Annotated in this window: 15 protein-coding genes; 11 read left to right on the top strand and 4 right to left on the bottom strand. The window is 65.5% G+C overall.

From position 1 onward, the window contains the following. Positions 1–24 precede the first annotated feature (24 nt). From coaE to JX001_RS01800, 4 genes are read right to left on the bottom strand one after another with little or no spacing between them, the layout of a single operon-like run. Positions 25–657 carry a dephospho-CoA kinase gene (coaE, locus tag JX001_RS01815; RefSeq protein ID WP_205682043.1) on the bottom strand — a complete coding sequence of 211 codons (633 nt, stop codon included), beginning with the start codon at positions 655–657 and terminating at the stop codon, positions 25–27. Beyond that, positions 654–1,484: a shikimate dehydrogenase family protein gene (locus JX001_RS01810; RefSeq protein WP_205682042.1), complete on the bottom strand. Its 831-nt coding sequence runs from the start codon at positions 1,482–1,484 to the stop codon at positions 654–656. The genes coaE and JX001_RS01810 overlap by 4 nt, the downstream gene beginning before the upstream one ends. Then, complete coding sequence (locus tag JX001_RS01805; protein ID WP_205682041.1) at positions 1,481–2,113, bottom strand: Maf family protein; 633 nt, start codon at positions 2,111–2,113, stop codon at positions 1,481–1,483. Before JX001_RS01805 ends, JX001_RS01810 begins: the two co-directional genes overlap by 4 nt. Continuing rightward, positions 2,113–2,982: a pyruvate, water dikinase regulatory protein gene (locus JX001_RS01800; protein ID WP_165114702.1), complete on the bottom strand. Its 870-nt coding sequence runs from the start codon at positions 2,980–2,982 to the stop codon at positions 2,113–2,115. The genes JX001_RS01805 and JX001_RS01800 overlap by 1 nt, the downstream gene beginning before the upstream one ends. A 450-nt stretch (positions 2,983–3,432) precedes the next feature. Here JX001_RS01800 and hemE point away from each other — a divergent pair, with 450 nt between their 5' ends. From hemE to JX001_RS01745, 11 genes are all read left to right on the top strand, one after another. Further along, the gene (hemE, locus tag JX001_RS01795) at positions 3,433–4,491 is read left to right on the top strand and encodes a uroporphyrinogen decarboxylase (RefSeq protein WP_205682040.1); all 1,059 of its coding nucleotides are present in this window, start codon (positions 3,433–3,435) and stop codon (positions 4,489–4,491) included. Beyond that, positions 4,488–5,549: a ferrochelatase gene (gene hemH / locus JX001_RS01790; protein ID WP_205682039.1), complete on the top strand. Its 1,062-nt coding sequence runs from the start codon at positions 4,488–4,490 to the stop codon at positions 5,547–5,549. The genes hemE and hemH overlap by 4 nt, the downstream gene beginning before the upstream one ends. Continuing rightward, on the top strand, positions 5,546–6,013 hold the full coding sequence (locus JX001_RS01785; protein ID WP_205682038.1) for a CopD family protein: 468 nt from the start codon (positions 5,546–5,548) through the stop codon (positions 6,011–6,013). Before hemH ends, JX001_RS01785 begins: the two co-directional genes overlap by 4 nt. 207 nt (positions 6,014–6,220) lie before the next feature. Then, positions 6,221–7,654, top strand: coding sequence for a transcription termination factor Rho (gene rho / locus JX001_RS01780; RefSeq protein WP_174086893.1), 1,434 nt, complete (start codon positions 6,221–6,223; stop codon positions 7,652–7,654). Between the two features lie 40 nt (positions 7,655–7,694). Further along, positions 7,695–7,919 (top strand): DUF6489 family protein, encoded by a 225-nt coding sequence (locus tag JX001_RS01775; protein WP_055755073.1) that lies wholly within the window; start codon positions 7,695–7,697, stop codon positions 7,917–7,919. 34 nt (positions 7,920–7,953) lie between these two features. Continuing rightward, positions 7,954–9,264 (top strand): tRNA uridine-5-carboxymethylaminomethyl(34) synthesis GTPase MnmE, encoded by a 1,311-nt coding sequence (mnmE, locus tag JX001_RS01770; RefSeq protein ID WP_205682037.1) that lies wholly within the window; start codon positions 7,954–7,956, stop codon positions 9,262–9,264. Positions 9,265–9,366: 102 nt separating this feature from the next. Then, positions 9,367–11,247 (top strand): tRNA uridine-5-carboxymethylaminomethyl(34) synthesis enzyme MnmG, encoded by a 1,881-nt coding sequence (gene mnmG, locus JX001_RS01765; protein WP_205682036.1) that lies wholly within the window; start codon positions 9,367–9,369, stop codon positions 11,245–11,247. Continuing rightward, positions 11,247–11,879: a 16S rRNA (guanine(527)-N(7))-methyltransferase RsmG gene (gene rsmG, locus JX001_RS01760; protein ID WP_205682035.1), complete on the top strand. Its 633-nt coding sequence runs from the start codon at positions 11,247–11,249 to the stop codon at positions 11,877–11,879. Before mnmG ends, rsmG begins: the two co-directional genes overlap by 1 nt. Next, on the top strand, positions 11,860–12,678 hold the full coding sequence (locus JX001_RS01755; RefSeq protein WP_039246649.1) for a ParA family protein: 819 nt from the start codon (positions 11,860–11,862) through the stop codon (positions 12,676–12,678). The genes rsmG and JX001_RS01755 overlap by 20 nt, the downstream gene beginning before the upstream one ends. A gap of 24 nt (positions 12,679–12,702) precedes the next feature. Continuing rightward, positions 12,703–13,593: a ParB/RepB/Spo0J family partition protein gene (locus JX001_RS01750; RefSeq protein WP_205682034.1), complete on the top strand. Its 891-nt coding sequence runs from the start codon at positions 12,703–12,705 to the stop codon at positions 13,591–13,593. A 26-nt stretch (positions 13,594–13,619) separates the two neighbouring features. After that, positions 13,620–13,802 (top strand): hypothetical protein, encoded by a 183-nt coding sequence (locus JX001_RS01745; RefSeq protein ID WP_066553618.1) that lies wholly within the window; start codon positions 13,620–13,622, stop codon positions 13,800–13,802. Position 13,803 lies beyond the last annotated feature (1 nt).

Genomic DNA, 13,803 nt, shown 5'->3' with positions numbered 1-13,803 from the left:
TCGCCCTTAATGGCGGCATTCGCCTCAGCGCGAAAGGCTCGCCGCGCCGCGCCGGTGAGATATCCACGACGGGGCCAGAACGGCGCCCACGATCGCTTCGACCTCGGCCCGAGCGGCCTCCAAACCCCGGCCGGTGTCGATGATGAAATCGGCGCGCGCCCGCTTTTCCGCGTCCGGCATCTGGCGCGCCAGGATGGCGTCGAACCGTTCGCGGGTCATGCCGAGGCGGGCCAGCACACGCTCCGCCTGGATCGCCGGATCGGCGGTGACCACCACCACGGCGTCGACGCCCTTGTCCCCACCCGTCTCGAACAGCAGGGGGATGTCCAGAACCCCCAGTTTCACACCCGCAGTACGCGCCGCCTCCAGATCCGCCGCGCGACCCTGGGCGACCAAGGGGTGCACGATGGCTTCCAGACGACGGAACGCTGTGTCGTCTTTCCCAAGCGCCTCGGCCAGACGCGTGCGATCGACCGCGCCGTCCACGAGGACGCCGGGAAAGGCTTCGCCCACCGGACCGACCGCCGCGCCGCCGGGCGCGTAGAGACGGTGGACCGCATCGTCAGCGTTCCAGACGACGGCCCCCAAATCGGCGAACATGGCCGTCGTCGTCGACTTGCCCATGCCGATGGAGCCGGTGAGACCGAGCAGGATCATGCCGCCTCGCTCAGATGCGTCATCAACAGGGCCCGAAGATCGAGAGGTGGCGGCGGACGGCGGAACAGGGCTTCGAACGACGGCGCCGCCTGGCCGATCAGCATGGCCAATCCATCCACTGTCGGCAGGCCGCGTTCGCGCGCCGCCTTCAGGAAGGGCGTGGCCAGCGGCTTGTAGGTCATGTCCATCATCACCGTGCCGGGCCTGATCCGGTCGAAGTCGATGGTCGGCGCAACAGTGAGGGCATTGATTACCAGGACCGCGCCGTCGAAGGCGTCATCGGCCGTCACGACCCGAACCGACGACCCTAAATCGGCGGCCAGGGCCTGGGCGCGTTCGGGCGAACGGTTGACGATGCGAACTTCGGCGCCTGCCTCGACCAGGGCGCCGGACCCTGCGCGGGCCGCGCCGCCGGCGCCCAGCATCACCACCGGCCGCCCCGCCACGTCCAGGTCCGGCGCCTGTTCCCTTAGGCCGCGCATCAGGCCGATCCCGTCGGAACTGTCGGCCAGCACCCTGCCGTTTTCGAACTGCAGGATATTGGCCGAGGACGTCAACCGCGCCGCCGCCGTCGCCTGATCCGCCAGGGCGAAGGCCTGTTCCTTGAACGGGGCGGTGACGTTCAACCCCATGATCAGGCCGGCGCGCCCCGCCGCGACCAGGGCCTCGAAACCGGCCGCATCAGCAGGGGCGAAGGGGACATAAGCGCCGTCGATCCCGCCGGCCGCCAGCCAGGCGTTGTGGATGACCGGGCTGAGCGAATGGGCGACCGGATTTCCGGCGATACCGGCGACCATGGCCGCCCCGGTTATGCGGTGCGTGCTCATGCCGCGATCACTCCCGCCCGACGCAGCTCTTTCAACACCGGCCAGAGCGGTAGGCCCAGAACCGTGAAATAGTCGCCGTCCACCGCCTCGAACAGTTGCGAGCCCAGCCCCTCAAGCCGGTAGGAACCGACGCAGGACAGCAGGGCCTCGCCCTCCGCCGCCAGATAAGCGTCGAGGAAGGCGTCCGAGAAATCGCGCATCCGCATCTGAACCGTATCGACGCCGGACCAGACGATCTTGCCCTTGGTCGCCAGGGCTGCGCCGGAATGCAGCTGGTGCGACTTGCCACGCATGGCTTTCAGCCGCTCCCGCGCCGCGTCCAGAGACTTGGCCTTGGAGACCAGGCCGCCGTCAAAGGCCAGGGTCTGATCCGAGCCCAACACCCAGGCGGTTTCGTCGTCGCGCGAGACGGCCAGGGCCTTGGCTTCCGCGAGACGAACGGCGAGGGCGGCGGCGTTCAGGTCGGTCGAGATGGCCTTGATGGCGTCCTCGTCCACATCGGCGACGCGCACCTCGAAGGCGACGCCGGCGTTTTCCAACATGGCGCGCCGGGCCGCGCTCTTGGACGCCAGGATCAGGGTTCCGCGCTCAAACAGCCCGGAGGGCGATAGCGCAACAGAAACACTCATCACCAGGTCGTCCCGATCTTGTGGTTGCGATGCTCGCTCAGCAGATTGGTGATCGCCGCCGCCGTCTCCTCAACCGAACGGCGGGTCACGTCGATGGTCGGCCAGCCGCGCCGCTCGAAGGCCCGGCGCGCCTTGATCGTCTCGTCGCGCACAGCGTCCTGATCGGTGTAGTTCGACGACTGGCTGGCGTTCAGATTGTCGATGCGGTTGCGGCGGATCTGAACCAGCCGATCGGGCGACACGGTCAGGCCGATCACCAAGGGGTTCTTCAGCTTGGTCAGCCGCTCGCCGTCCTCCTGACCCGGCACCAGAGGCACGTTGGCCGCCCGGATGCCCCGGTGGGCCAGATAGATGCAGGTGGGGGTCTTGGACGTCCGGCTGACCCCGCACAGAACGACGTCGGCGCCCTCCAGCTGATCCAGCGACCCCTGGCCGTCGTCGTAGGCCATGGCGAAGTCCAGCGCCGCGATCCGGTTGAAATAGTCATGGTCCAGCGCGTGCTGGGCGCCGACGCGGGTGGACAGGGCCGCGCCGAGATAGCGCGACATGGCCCCGACCAGCGGATCCAGCGCGCCGATCTGGGGCATGTCCAGGCGACGGCAGCCTTCTTCCAGCTGTTCGCGCAGATCGCGGTCGACCAGGGTGTGGAGAACGACGCCCGGCGCGGACTCCACCTCCTGCAACACCCGCTCCATCTGCTTTTCGGACCGGACCAGCGAATAGATGTGCTCGATCGGAATAACGCCGTCGAAGCGTGCGGTCACCGCCTTGGCCATGGCGTTCAAGGTCTCGCCGGTGGAGTCCGACACCAGGTGAACGTGGAAATAGGTGGCCAGACGGGCCGGTCCCGAGGGTCTCGCAGGGCTCATGAGACTGTCTGTCTCCCTGTTGAAAGTTGGGGGACGGCGTTGGACCGTCGGGGCGCCGTTTTCCTTAGCCGCTGATCGATCCGCCCGCGAGCGGGGATGATGGTGGATCGCGTCGGTCGTCCGCCGCCGGATCATCCCAAGGCGGAAAACCGAACTTCTAACCGCTGTGGAAAATCCTAATGAAAGGTTAACGGCGCTTAACCGCGTTCACAGCCGCAAGTCCCCGCAAACCCTTGCCCGTTAACGTTTCGTTAGGGATTGTCCACCGACGGGATGAGCCGTTTCGACATCCCCGTTAACGATACGGCAGGCGTGGATATCCGCTTTTGTTCCGCCGCAGCTGATCGAGTCATCCCCGCCATTCCACCGCCCTACCTGCCACTTCGAATCTTTTAATTCTTAATCTGATTAGGGATTGAGAGAGGGGGGCTGTGACCTTAATCCTCCGGCATGACCGATCAGACCCAGACTGCCGATCCGACACCCTTGGTGCTGCGGGCTCTCCGCGGGGAGACGTTGGAGCGTCCGCCGGTGTGGTTCATGCGCCAGGCCGGGCGGTATCTGCCGGAATATCGCAAGCTGAGGGCCGAGGCGCCCGACTTCATCGCCTTCTGTCTGAACCCCGAAATGGCCGCCGAGGCGACGCTTCAGCCCATGCGCCGGTTCGGCTTCGATGCGGCGATCGTCTTCGCCGACATCCTGCTGATCCCGCGCGCCCTCGGCCAAGACGTCTGGTTCGAGACGGGGGAGGGGCCGCGTCTGGGCGAAATGCCGATCCCGGGTCGGATGGCCGAACTGGCTCCGGCGGCGGGCGAGCATCTGTCAGCGGTGGGTGAGACCCTGTCGATCGTGCGCGCGGCCCTGGAGCCGGAACGCGCCCTGATCGGCTTCGCCGGCGCGCCCTGGACCGTGGCGACCTATATGCTGGACGGACAGGCGCGCACGATCGGCAAGGGCGAGCGCGCCCAGGCCCGCACCTACGCCTATGCCGATCCCGAGCGTGTCGACGAGACGCTGGAGGTTCTGGTCGAGGCCACCGCCCGATATCTGAAGATGCAGGCCGACGCCGGCGCCCAGGTTCTGAAGATCTTCGAGAGCTGGGCCGAGGGGCTGCCGGACGATCTGTTCGAAAGATTGGTCCTGAAGCCCCACCAGGCGCTGGTGAGGCGCACGCGGGAGCTGGGGGTCACCGTACCCCTCATCGGCTTCCCACGGGGCTCTGCGGCGCTCGCAGAGCGGTATGCCGAGGCGGTCGAGGTCGACGCCGTCGCCCTGGACACCGCCTGCCCGCTCGAGGTCGGCAAACGAGTGCAGCAGATCAAGCCGATCCAGGGGGCGCTCGACCCGCTGTTGCTGCGCGCCGGCGGCGATCTGCTGGATCGACGCGTCGATCAACTGATGGAGGCCTGGGGGCAGGGGCCCTGGCTGTTCAATCTGGGCCATGGCATCCTGCCGGACGTGCCGATCGACCATGTCGAACAGGTTCTGAGACGGATCGGCGCCCAATGAGTGATGCGAACCCCGGCCGCCGCATTGCGGTGGTGCTGTTCAATCTGGGCGGGCCGGATGATCAGGCTTCGGTCAAGCCGTTCCTGTTCAACCTGTTCAACGATCCGGCCATCATCGGCCTTCCGGGGATCTTCCGCACGCCTCTGGCCAAACTGATCTCCAGTCGGCGCGAAACCAGCGCCCAGGCCAACTACGCCCTGATGGGCGGTGGATCGCCGCTGCTGCCCGAAACCCGTCGCCAGGCGGAGGCTTTGCAGGCCGTGCTTGGCGCGCGGCTTGGCGGCGACGAAGTCAAGGTCTTCATCGCCATGCGCTACTGGCATCCGTTGACCGAAGAGACGGCGGCCGAGGTCGCCGCCTTCGGACCTGACGAAGTCGTGCTGCTGCCGCTCTATCCGCAGTTTTCGACCACGACGACGGAATCCTCGCTGAAAGCCTGGAACGCCGCCTATACCGGCCCGGGCGTCAGCCGCGCCGTCTGCTGCTATCCGGCCGCGACAGGCTGGGTTGAGGCCCAGGCCCAGGCGATCGGTGAGAAGCTGGACGAGGCAGTGGGTCAGCCGGTGCGGGTGCTGTTCTCCGCCCACGGCATCCCCGAGAAGCTGGTGACCGGCAAGGGCGATCCCTATCAGGAGCAGATCGAGACGACGGTCGCCGCCGTGGTCGCCGCCATCGAGGCCCAGCGCGGGCCGATCGACCACGCCATCTGCTACCAAAGCCGGGTCGGGCCAATGAAATGGCTGGGCCCGTCCACGCCTGAAGCCATTGAAACCGCGGCCAAAGACGGCATCGGCGTGGTCGTCACGCCCATCGCCTTTGTCTCGGAGCATATCGAGACCCTGGTCGAGCTCGATATCGAATATGGCGAACTGGCCCACGAAAAAGGGGCCAGTCCCTATTTGCGGGCGTCGGCGGTCGGGATCGAGCCGCTGTTCATCGACGCCTTGGCCGACGCGGCCGTGGGCGCGCTATCCCACGCGGGCGTTGCGCCGTTCGGCCAGGGGTGCAAGGCGGACTGGAAGGCCTGTCCGCATCGCAAGGGAAGGCAGGCGGCATGAACACCTATGATCTCGCACGCGGGCTGCACATTCTGGCGGTGATCGCCTGGATGGCGGGCCTTCTGTTCCTGCCTCGGCTCTACGCCTATGACGCCGAGCAGAACGCCAAGCCTGAACCGCTGAAAAGCGAAATGCAGACCCTGTTGCGCCTGTGGCAGACGCGGCTGCTGCGCATCATCATGAACCCGGCGATGATCCTGGCCTGGGTCTTCGGGCTGTGGCTGATCCACATCGACGTCTCGGCACGCGGCGCCGCCTTCCTGGCCGAGCCGTGGATGATCGCCAAGCTGGCGGGTGTCTTCCTGCTCAGCGGCTGGCACGGCTTCCTGGCGGCCCAAAGGAAGAAGATCGCGGCCGGCACGTCGAAATATTCAGGCAAGTTCTGGCGCATGACGAACGAAGTGCCCTTCGTTCTGGCGATCATCATGGTGCTGTCAGTGACGACAGAGTGGACCTTCCGATAAGCGGCTCCGCTTGACCTGACCCGCCGCCTGTGGTTCCGCTGGCGGCGAACCGTTCGGCGTCCCGCGTCGGCGGTCCCTCTCTTTCGTGACGCCTGCAGGCCTTGGAGCCAGCGGGAGCCCGTCGCACCTCCCTTCGGCCTACCGGCCAGACATTTTCAGAGACCCGCGCCGCAGCCGTCTGGCCGTGTGCGCCCGCGAGCCTGTATCATGACCGACGTCCGCGACACCCATCCCGACACCCCCGAGAACGAAGGCGTGGAGGTTGAAACCCCCACCCATCACGGCGCTGCGCATGAAGCCGGCGAGGCAGCGGGCGCCGATTCCGGCGTGGATACGACAGCGGACGATGAAGAGGACGGCGAGCCTGTCGTCGCCAACGGCCGCATCACGCTCGCCGAACTGAACGAGAAGACCCCGGCCGACCTGGTCGCCTTCGCCGAGCAGCTGGAGGTCGAGAACGCCTCGAACCTTCGCAAACAAGATCTGCTGTTCGCCATCCTGAAGGCCCTGGCCGACGAAGAAGTCGAGATCATCGCCGACGGCGTGCTGGAAATCCTGCCGGACGGTTTCGGCTTCCTGCGCAGCTCGGACGCCAACTATCTTCCGGGGCCGGACGACGTCTATGTCTCGCCCTCGCAGATCCGCCGCTTCGGCCTGCGCTCGGGCGACACCGTCCATGGTGCCGTGCGCGCCCCGCGCGAAGGCGAACGCTACTTCGCCTTGCTCAAGGTAGACACGATCAATCTGGAAGACCCCGAAGCGGTCAAGACCAAGGTCCTGTTCGACAACCTGACGCCGCTCTATCCCGAAGAGCGGCTGCACATGGAAATCCAGGATCCGACGCTGAAGGATCGCTCCGGCCGGGTCATCGATATCGTTGCGCCGCTGGGCAAGGGCCAACGCTGCCTGATCGTGGCGCCGCCGCGCGTGGGTAAGACGGTGATGCTGCAGAACATCGCCAAGTCGATCGAACGCAACCACCCGGAAGTCTTCCTGATCGTCCTGCTGATTGACGAACGCCCCGAAGAAGTGACGGACATGCAGCGCACGGTGAAGGGCGAGGTCGTCGCCTCGACCTTCGACGAGCCCGCCACCCGCCACGTCGCCGTCGCCGAAATGGTGATCGAGAAGGCCAAGCGTCTGGTCGAGCATAAGAAGGACGTGGTGATCCTGCTGGACTCCATCACGCGTCTGGGCCGCGCCTATAACGCCACCGTTCCCTCGTCGGGCAAGGTCCTGACGGGCGGTGTGGACGCCAACGCCCTGCAACGGCCCAAGCGCTTCTTCGGCGCCGCGCGTAACGTGGAGCAGGGCGGTTCGCTGACCATCATCGCCACGGCCCTGATCGACACCGGCAGCCGGATGGACGAGGTGATCTTCGAAGAGTTCAAAGGCACCGGCAACTCGGAAATCGTGCTGGACCGCAAGGTCGCCGACAAGCGCATCTTCCCCGCCATCGACGTGCTGAAGTCTGGCACCCGCAAGGAAGACCTGATCACGCCGAAGGATCAGCTGGCTAAGACCTATGTCCTGCGCCGCATCCTGAATCCGATGGGACCACAGGACGCGATCGAGTTCCTGCTCGACAAGCTGCGTCAGTCCAAGAACAACTCGGACTTCTTCCAGTCGATGAACACGTAATCTGTCTTCGGACGTTTCACGTGAAACAGGAGGCCATGCGATGAAGGTCAATGTGGAAGTCGATTGCACGCCGGCGGAGGCGCGCGCATTCCTCGGTCTGCCGGACGTGACGCCGCTGAACGAGGCCATGGTCGCGGAGATGCAGAAGCGGATGGAGGCCAATGTCGCCGCCATGCAGCCTGAGGAACTGATGAAGACCTGGACCAGCTTCGGCCTGCAGGCCCAGGACCAGTTCCGTCGCCTGATGGAAGCGGCGGTGAAGTGAGCCGTCCGCGTCTGGAGCCGCTTGGTCTGAGTCGATGATCGACACCATCTTCGCCTTGGCGACGCCGCCCGGCCGAGGCGCCATTGCGGTTCTTCGTCTGTCGGGCCCAGGCGTCGAGGCCGCGTTGACGGCGCTCGGCGCAACCCTTTTGAAGCCGCGCATGGCGTCGGTGCGGGACCTCAGCCATGTCGGCGAGCACATCGATCAGGCGCTTGTGCTGCGTTTCGCGGCGCCAAACAGTTACACGGGAGAGGACGCCGCCGAACTGCATCTGCATGGCGGTCGCGCGGTCGTTGAGGCCGCCAGCCGCGCCTTGATTGCACTGGGCTTACGCCCGGCGGACCCCGGCGAGTTCACACGCCGCGCCTTTCAGAACGGCCGCATGGATCTGGCGCAGGCCGAAGCGGTCGCCGATCTGATCGACGCGGAAACCAGCGCCCAGGCCAAGCAGGCGTTGGGCCAGTTGGACGGCAAGCTCAGCGAGACCTATGCCGGTTTCCGCCGTGATCTTCTTCACGCCCTGGCTCTGGTCGAGGCCGAGATCGATTTTCCGGATGAAGAGGTCCCGGACAATCTGGCCCGTACGGCGGGGCCTGTGCTGGACCGACTCGGCGCCGACCTGCGACGCGCGGTCGATACTGGGCGGCGTGGCGAACGGGTGAGGGACGGCTATCGCATCGTCCTGATTGGAGAGACGAACGCCGGCAAGTCGTCGCTGTTCAATGCGCTGGTTGCGCGTGAAGCGGCCATCGTGACGCCGATCGCCGGCACCACGCGGGACGTGCTGGACGCGAATCTGGTGATCGGCGGCTATGCCGTGACCTTGTCGGATACGGCCGGCTTGAGAGACAGCGATGACCCGGTCGAAGCGGAGGGTGTGCGCCGCGCCCGGCTTCGCGCCGAACAAGCCGACTTGCGTCTTTGGGTCCGCGCGCCTGGCGACCCTGACGGGGTGGCTGCGGGCTACGTCGAGGATGGCGATCTGATCGTGGCGACCAAGTCCGACCTTGGCGCCCGGTCGGGAGGGGAAGATGGTCTTGAGACCTTAGCGGTCAGCACCGCGACCGGCCAAGGCCTGATCGAGCTTCGGGACTGGATTGGTTACCGTCTTGTGAGAGATCTTTCCGGCGCCGACTTTCCTGCCGTGACCCAAGAGCGCCACCGACTGCGTTTGCTTGAGGCGTTGGAAAGCGTCGATGCGGCGCGGGCTGCACTCAATGTGGCGCCGGAAATGGCTGGCGAGGATCTGAGACGGGCTGCCGACGCTCTGGCGCGCGTGACAGGTGCGATCGGTGTCGAAGACATTTTGGGCGAAGTCTTTTCGACCTTCTGCATTGGAAAGTAGGTCTAGCCATACCGGTGTTTCACGTGAAACGGAGGGCCATCTTAGTATGACGGGCTTGGCCTGCCTCTGGCGATCAAACCCGTTTTGCCCTATGTGGCGGCGATGATTTCTCCCCATGATCTTGTATTCGACGTCGTCGTCATCGGCGGCGGCCATGCCGGTTGTGAAGCGGCGGCGGCGTCCGCGCGGGCGGGCGCCCGCACCGTCTTGCTGACCCAGAAGTTGGAGACGATCGGCGAGATGTCGTGCAATCCGGCCATCGGGGGGCTGGGGAAGGGGCATCTCGTTCGCGAGATTGATGCCATGGACGGCGTGATGGGCCGACTGGCCGATGCGTCAGGCATCCAATTCCGCCTCCTGAACCGATCCAAGGGCGCCGCCGTTCGGGGCCCGCGCAGCCAGATCGACCGCCGCCTCTATCGCGAGGCCATACAGGCCGAACTGAAGGGGACGCCCAACCTGACCCTGATGGCGGGGACGGCCGAGCGGCTTGCCCTCGAAGGCGACCGTGTGGGCGGCGTCGTGACCGGCGCGGGAGAGACGGTTCGCGCTGGGGCAGTCGTCCTGACGACCGGCACCTTCCTGAACGGCGTCATCCATCGCGGCGATGAACGCATCCCGGCGGGGCGGCATGGTGAGGAGCCCTCGACCGGTCTGGCCGCCGATCTTCATGCGGCCGACCTGATGATGGGGCGTTTGAAGACGGGCACGCCCGCACGCCTGGACGGTCGGACGATCGCCTGGGACCGGCTGGAAATGCAGGAAGCGGACAATACACCGTCAGCCTTTTCCTTCCTGACCGACCGGATTGACGTGCCCCAGATCGCCTGCGGCGTGACCCACACGACGGAGGAGACCCATCGGATCATAGCTGAGAATCTCGGCGAGAGCGCCGTCTATGGCGGCAAGCTGTCGGGGCGGGGTCCGCGCTATTGTCCGTCGATCGAAGACAAGGTCGTTCGGTTCGCCGACAAGACGAGCCATCAGATCTTCCTGGAGCCGGAAGGACTCGATGATCCCACGGTCTATCCAAATGGGATTTCGACTTCGGTGTCGGAGCCGACGCAGCTCGCCTTCCTGCGAACCATTCCGGGCTTGGAAGCGGTTGAGGTCTTCCGATACGGCTACGCCATCGAATACGACTACGTCGATCCGCGCGAGCTGACGGCGGCGCTTGAGGTCAAGAAGCGTCCGGGACTATATCTCGCCGGACAGATCAACGGCACGACGGGCTATGAGGAGGCCGCGGCCCAGGGGCTGATGGCGGGGCTAAACGCCGCGCGTTCAGCGGCCGGCCAGGAGCCGGTGATCCTGGGGCGTGATCAGGCCTATATCGGCGTCATGATCGACGATCTGGTGACGCGCGGCGTTACCGAACCGTACCGGATGTTCACCAGCCGGGCGGAGTATCGGCTCACGCTGAGGGCGGACAACGCCGACCTTCGGCTTACACCGACTGCGATGGAGCTAGGCATCGTCGGGGATGAGCGGCGTACTCGGTTCGAGGCCAAGGCTTTGGCGCTTGCGGCAGCGAGCGCTGTTTCACGTGAAACACTTTTCACGCCCAATGAGGCTGGCGCGCTAGGCATCTCGGTCAATGCTGATGGTCGTCGGCGCTCGATGCGCGAACTGCTGGCCTTCCCCGATGTGACCTTGGAGGACTTCGTCTCGGCAGTGCCCGTCATCGCCGAATGGACCGATGACGTCCGCGAGCAGGTCCAGATCGACGCCGCCTACGCCAACTATCTGGATCGCCAGTCTCAGGATGCGGACGCTCTGAAGGCGGAGGAGGGGCTGATGCTTCCGACCGATCTCGACTACGGCGCCATTGGCGGTTTGTCGAACGAGGTGAAGGAAAAGCTGGTGCGCGTCCAACCGCGCACCTTGGGCCAAGCCAGTCGGATCGAGGGCATGACGCCCGGCGCTTTGACGGCGCTGTTGGCCTATGTGAAGCGCGCGCCCAAGGCGTCGGTCGCGGCCTGATGTTGGAGGCTGAACAAAAGGCGTGCCGTACACGCACCAATGCGTCAGCGGAACAGATCGCCGACCTCGAGGTCTTTCGGCAGCGGTTGGTCGAGGCCAATACGGTAATGAATCTGGTGGGGCCGGACAGTCTGCCAGACTTCTGGAACCGGCACGTCTGGGACAGCGCGCAACTGCTCGATCTGGCGCCTGAAGCCAAGACTTGGGCGGATCTGGGGGCGGGAGCCGGCTTTCCCGGACTGGTGCTTTCCATCATGCTCAAGGGGAGGCATGGGGCTCATGTCTGGCTGATCGACAGCTTGGCCAAACGCTGCCGATTTCTTCAGGAGGTCGTGGACGCCTTGTCCTTGCCGGCGACGGTCATCGTCGGCCGAGCTGAAGCGCAGTCTGTGACGTGCGACATCGTCACCGCCCGCGCCGTCGCGCCGATGGAGAAACTGCTGGGTTATGCACAGCCCTACTTCCAAAGGGGTGCACAAGGTCTGTTCCTGAAGGGGGAGCGTGCCGAATCGGAGTTGATCGAAGCGCGCAAATCCTGGCATTTCGAGGCTGAACTGGCCCCGTCGCAAAGCGACGTGCGCGGCCGCATCGTGACAATCCGGAGCCTCCGCCGTGCCCGCTCAACGCGCTAGAAAGCCCGCCCGCGTCCTCGCTGTTTCCAATCAAAAGGGCGGGGTAGGCAAGACGACGACAGCCATCAACCTCGGCACCGCCCTGGCCGCCATCGGGGAGCGCGTACTGATCGTGGATATGGACCCGCAGGGCAATGCCTCAACGGGTCTGGGTGTTCCACGTGAAACACGACGCGTCACCATCTATGATGTCGTCGTGGATCAGCGCTCCATCGCTGATGCCTCGGTGCAGACGACGGTGCCGGGTCTGTGGATCGTGCCCGCTGACGCCGATATGTCGGGTGTGGAGATCGAACTCAGCCAGGCGGATCGCCGGTCCTATCGGCTGCGCGACGCCCTGCGCGCCCACGACGATGGCCCTACCGCGTATGACTATGTGCTGATCGACTGTCCGCCGTCGCTGAACCTTCTGACGCTGAATGCGATGGCGGCTGCGGACGCAGTGTTGGTGCCGCTGCAATGCGAGTTCTTCGCCTTGGAAGGCCTGAGCCAGCTGATGCGCACCATCGACATGGTCAAGCACAGCCTCAATCCATCGCTGGAAATCCAGGGCCTGGTCCTGACCATGTTCGATCGTCGCAGCGCCCTGTCGGGCCAGGTGGCCAACGACGTGCGCGCTCACTTCGGCGACAAGGTCTATGAGAGCGTGATCCCGCGTAACGTGCGCGTCGCCGAGGCGCCGTCGTTCGGCAAGCCGGCCCTGATCTATGACCTGAAGTGCGCGGGCAGCCAGGCCTATCTGCGGCTGGCCAAGGAAGTGGTAAAGCGCGAACGCCAGCGCCTGAAGCTGGCCGCCTGAGTTTTAATAGAACGGAACAGTATCTTGGCTGAACGACATAGAGGTCTGGGCCGCGGCCTGTCGGCGTTGATGGGACAGGACGCCGAGGCGCCGGTCGCATCTGACGCGCCCGTGCCCGCCGGTGTGCAACGCGTGCCGATCGAAAGTCTTAAGCCCAATCCAGATCAGCCGCGCAAGACCTTCCGCCAAGAGGATCTGGAGGAACTGACCGCCTCGATCCGCGACAAGGGGGTGCTGCAGCCGATCCTGGTGCGGACCCAACCGGGCGAGGACGGCGTCTGGCAGATTATCGCTGGCGAACGCCGCTGGCGCGCGTCGCAGGCGGCGCGCCTGACCGAGGTGCCGATCGTGGTCCACGAGATGGACGACGTCGAGGTGTTCGAAGTCGCGATCGTCGAAAACGTCCAGCGCGCAGATCTGAATCCTCTGGAAGAGGCCGAGGCTTACCGCGTTCTGATGGAGCGCTTCGGGCGGACGCAGGACGCGGTGGCGGGCGTGGTCGGCAAGAGCCGCAGCCATGTGGCCAACACCATGCGCCTGCTGCAACTGCCTGAGCGGGTGCTGTTCTATGTGCGCGAAGGCAAGCTGTCTGCGGGTCACGCCCGCGCGCTGATCAATACGCCCGATCCGGGTCAGTTGGCGGATATCGCCTTCGTCGACGGGCTTAGCGTCCGTGAGACCGAGGCTCTGGCGCGCCGTGCGGTCGAGGGGCCGAAGCCGACGAAGGCCAAGTCGGCGTCGGCGGCCGCAGCCGGGGAGGGGGCGGCCGATGTCGCCGCCCTGCAGCAGGATCTGGCTGATGCGCTGGGCCTGAAGGTCCAGTTGTCGGACAAGGGCGGAAAGGGCGAACTGACGATCGGCTACGGCTCGCTGGAGCAGCTCGACGACCTGTGCCGCCGTTTGATGCGCGGCTGACCGGCGGACTGTGCTAGGGTGTCGATATGACTGAAGACACGACACCCACCGCCGCCGAAAAGCTGAAACAGGCGCTCGCCGCCAAGAAGGCCAAGGCGGGTCATGGGTTCAACGCCCAACCGGGCGCCAAGGCCGAAGAGAAGGCTGTGTCGGCGCGCAATGTCGCCATGGCCCAGCCCGCCTTCCGCAAGGCGTCCAAGCGCGGCTAGG

Origin of the sequence: Brevundimonas fontaquae (assembly GCF_017086445.1) — a bacterium.
Lineage (GTDB): Bacteria > Pseudomonadota > Alphaproteobacteria > Caulobacterales > Caulobacteraceae > Brevundimonas > Brevundimonas fontaquae.
This window is presented reverse-complemented; position numbering and strand designations above follow the sequence as displayed.

Bases quoted from the DNA above. Each gene is read 5' to 3' on its own strand.
- JX001_RS01810 (WP_205682042.1), bottom strand. From the start codon at position 1,484: ATGAGCACGCACCGCATAACCGGGGCGGCCATGGTCGCCGGTATCGCC.
- JX001_RS01745 (WP_066553618.1), top strand. From the start codon at position 13,620: ATGACTGAAGACACGACACCCACCGCCGCCGAAAAGCTGAAACAGGCG.
- mnmG (WP_205682036.1), top strand. From the start codon at position 9,367: ATGATTTCTCCCCATGATCTTGTATTCGACGTCGTCGTCATCGGCGGC.
- JX001_RS01800 (WP_165114702.1), bottom strand. From the start codon at position 2,982: ATGAGCCCTGCGAGACCCTCGGGACCGGCCCGTCTGGCCACCTATTTC.
- JX001_RS01775 (WP_055755073.1), top strand. From the start codon at position 7,695: ATGAAGGTCAATGTGGAAGTCGATTGCACGCCGGCGGAGGCGCGCGCA.
- JX001_RS01805 (WP_205682041.1), bottom strand. From the start codon at position 2,113: ATGAGTGTTTCTGTTGCGCTATCGCCCTCCGGGCTGTTTGAGCGCGGA.
- hemH (WP_205682039.1), top strand. From the start codon at position 4,488: ATGAGTGATGCGAACCCCGGCCGCCGCATTGCGGTGGTGCTGTTCAAT.
- JX001_RS01785 (WP_205682038.1), top strand. From the start codon at position 5,546: ATGAACACCTATGATCTCGCACGCGGGCTGCACATTCTGGCGGTGATC.
- rho (WP_174086893.1), top strand. From the start codon at position 6,221: ATGACCGACGTCCGCGACACCCATCCCGACACCCCCGAGAACGAAGGC.
- coaE (WP_205682043.1), bottom strand. From the start codon at position 657: ATGATCCTGCTCGGTCTCACCGGCTCCATCGGCATGGGCAAGTCGACG.
- rsmG (WP_205682035.1), top strand. From the start codon at position 11,247: ATGTTGGAGGCTGAACAAAAGGCGTGCCGTACACGCACCAATGCGTCA.
- mnmE (WP_205682037.1), top strand. From the start codon at position 7,954: ATGATCGACACCATCTTCGCCTTGGCGACGCCGCCCGGCCGAGGCGCC.
- hemE (WP_205682040.1), top strand. From the start codon at position 3,433: ATGACCGATCAGACCCAGACTGCCGATCCGACACCCTTGGTGCTGCGG.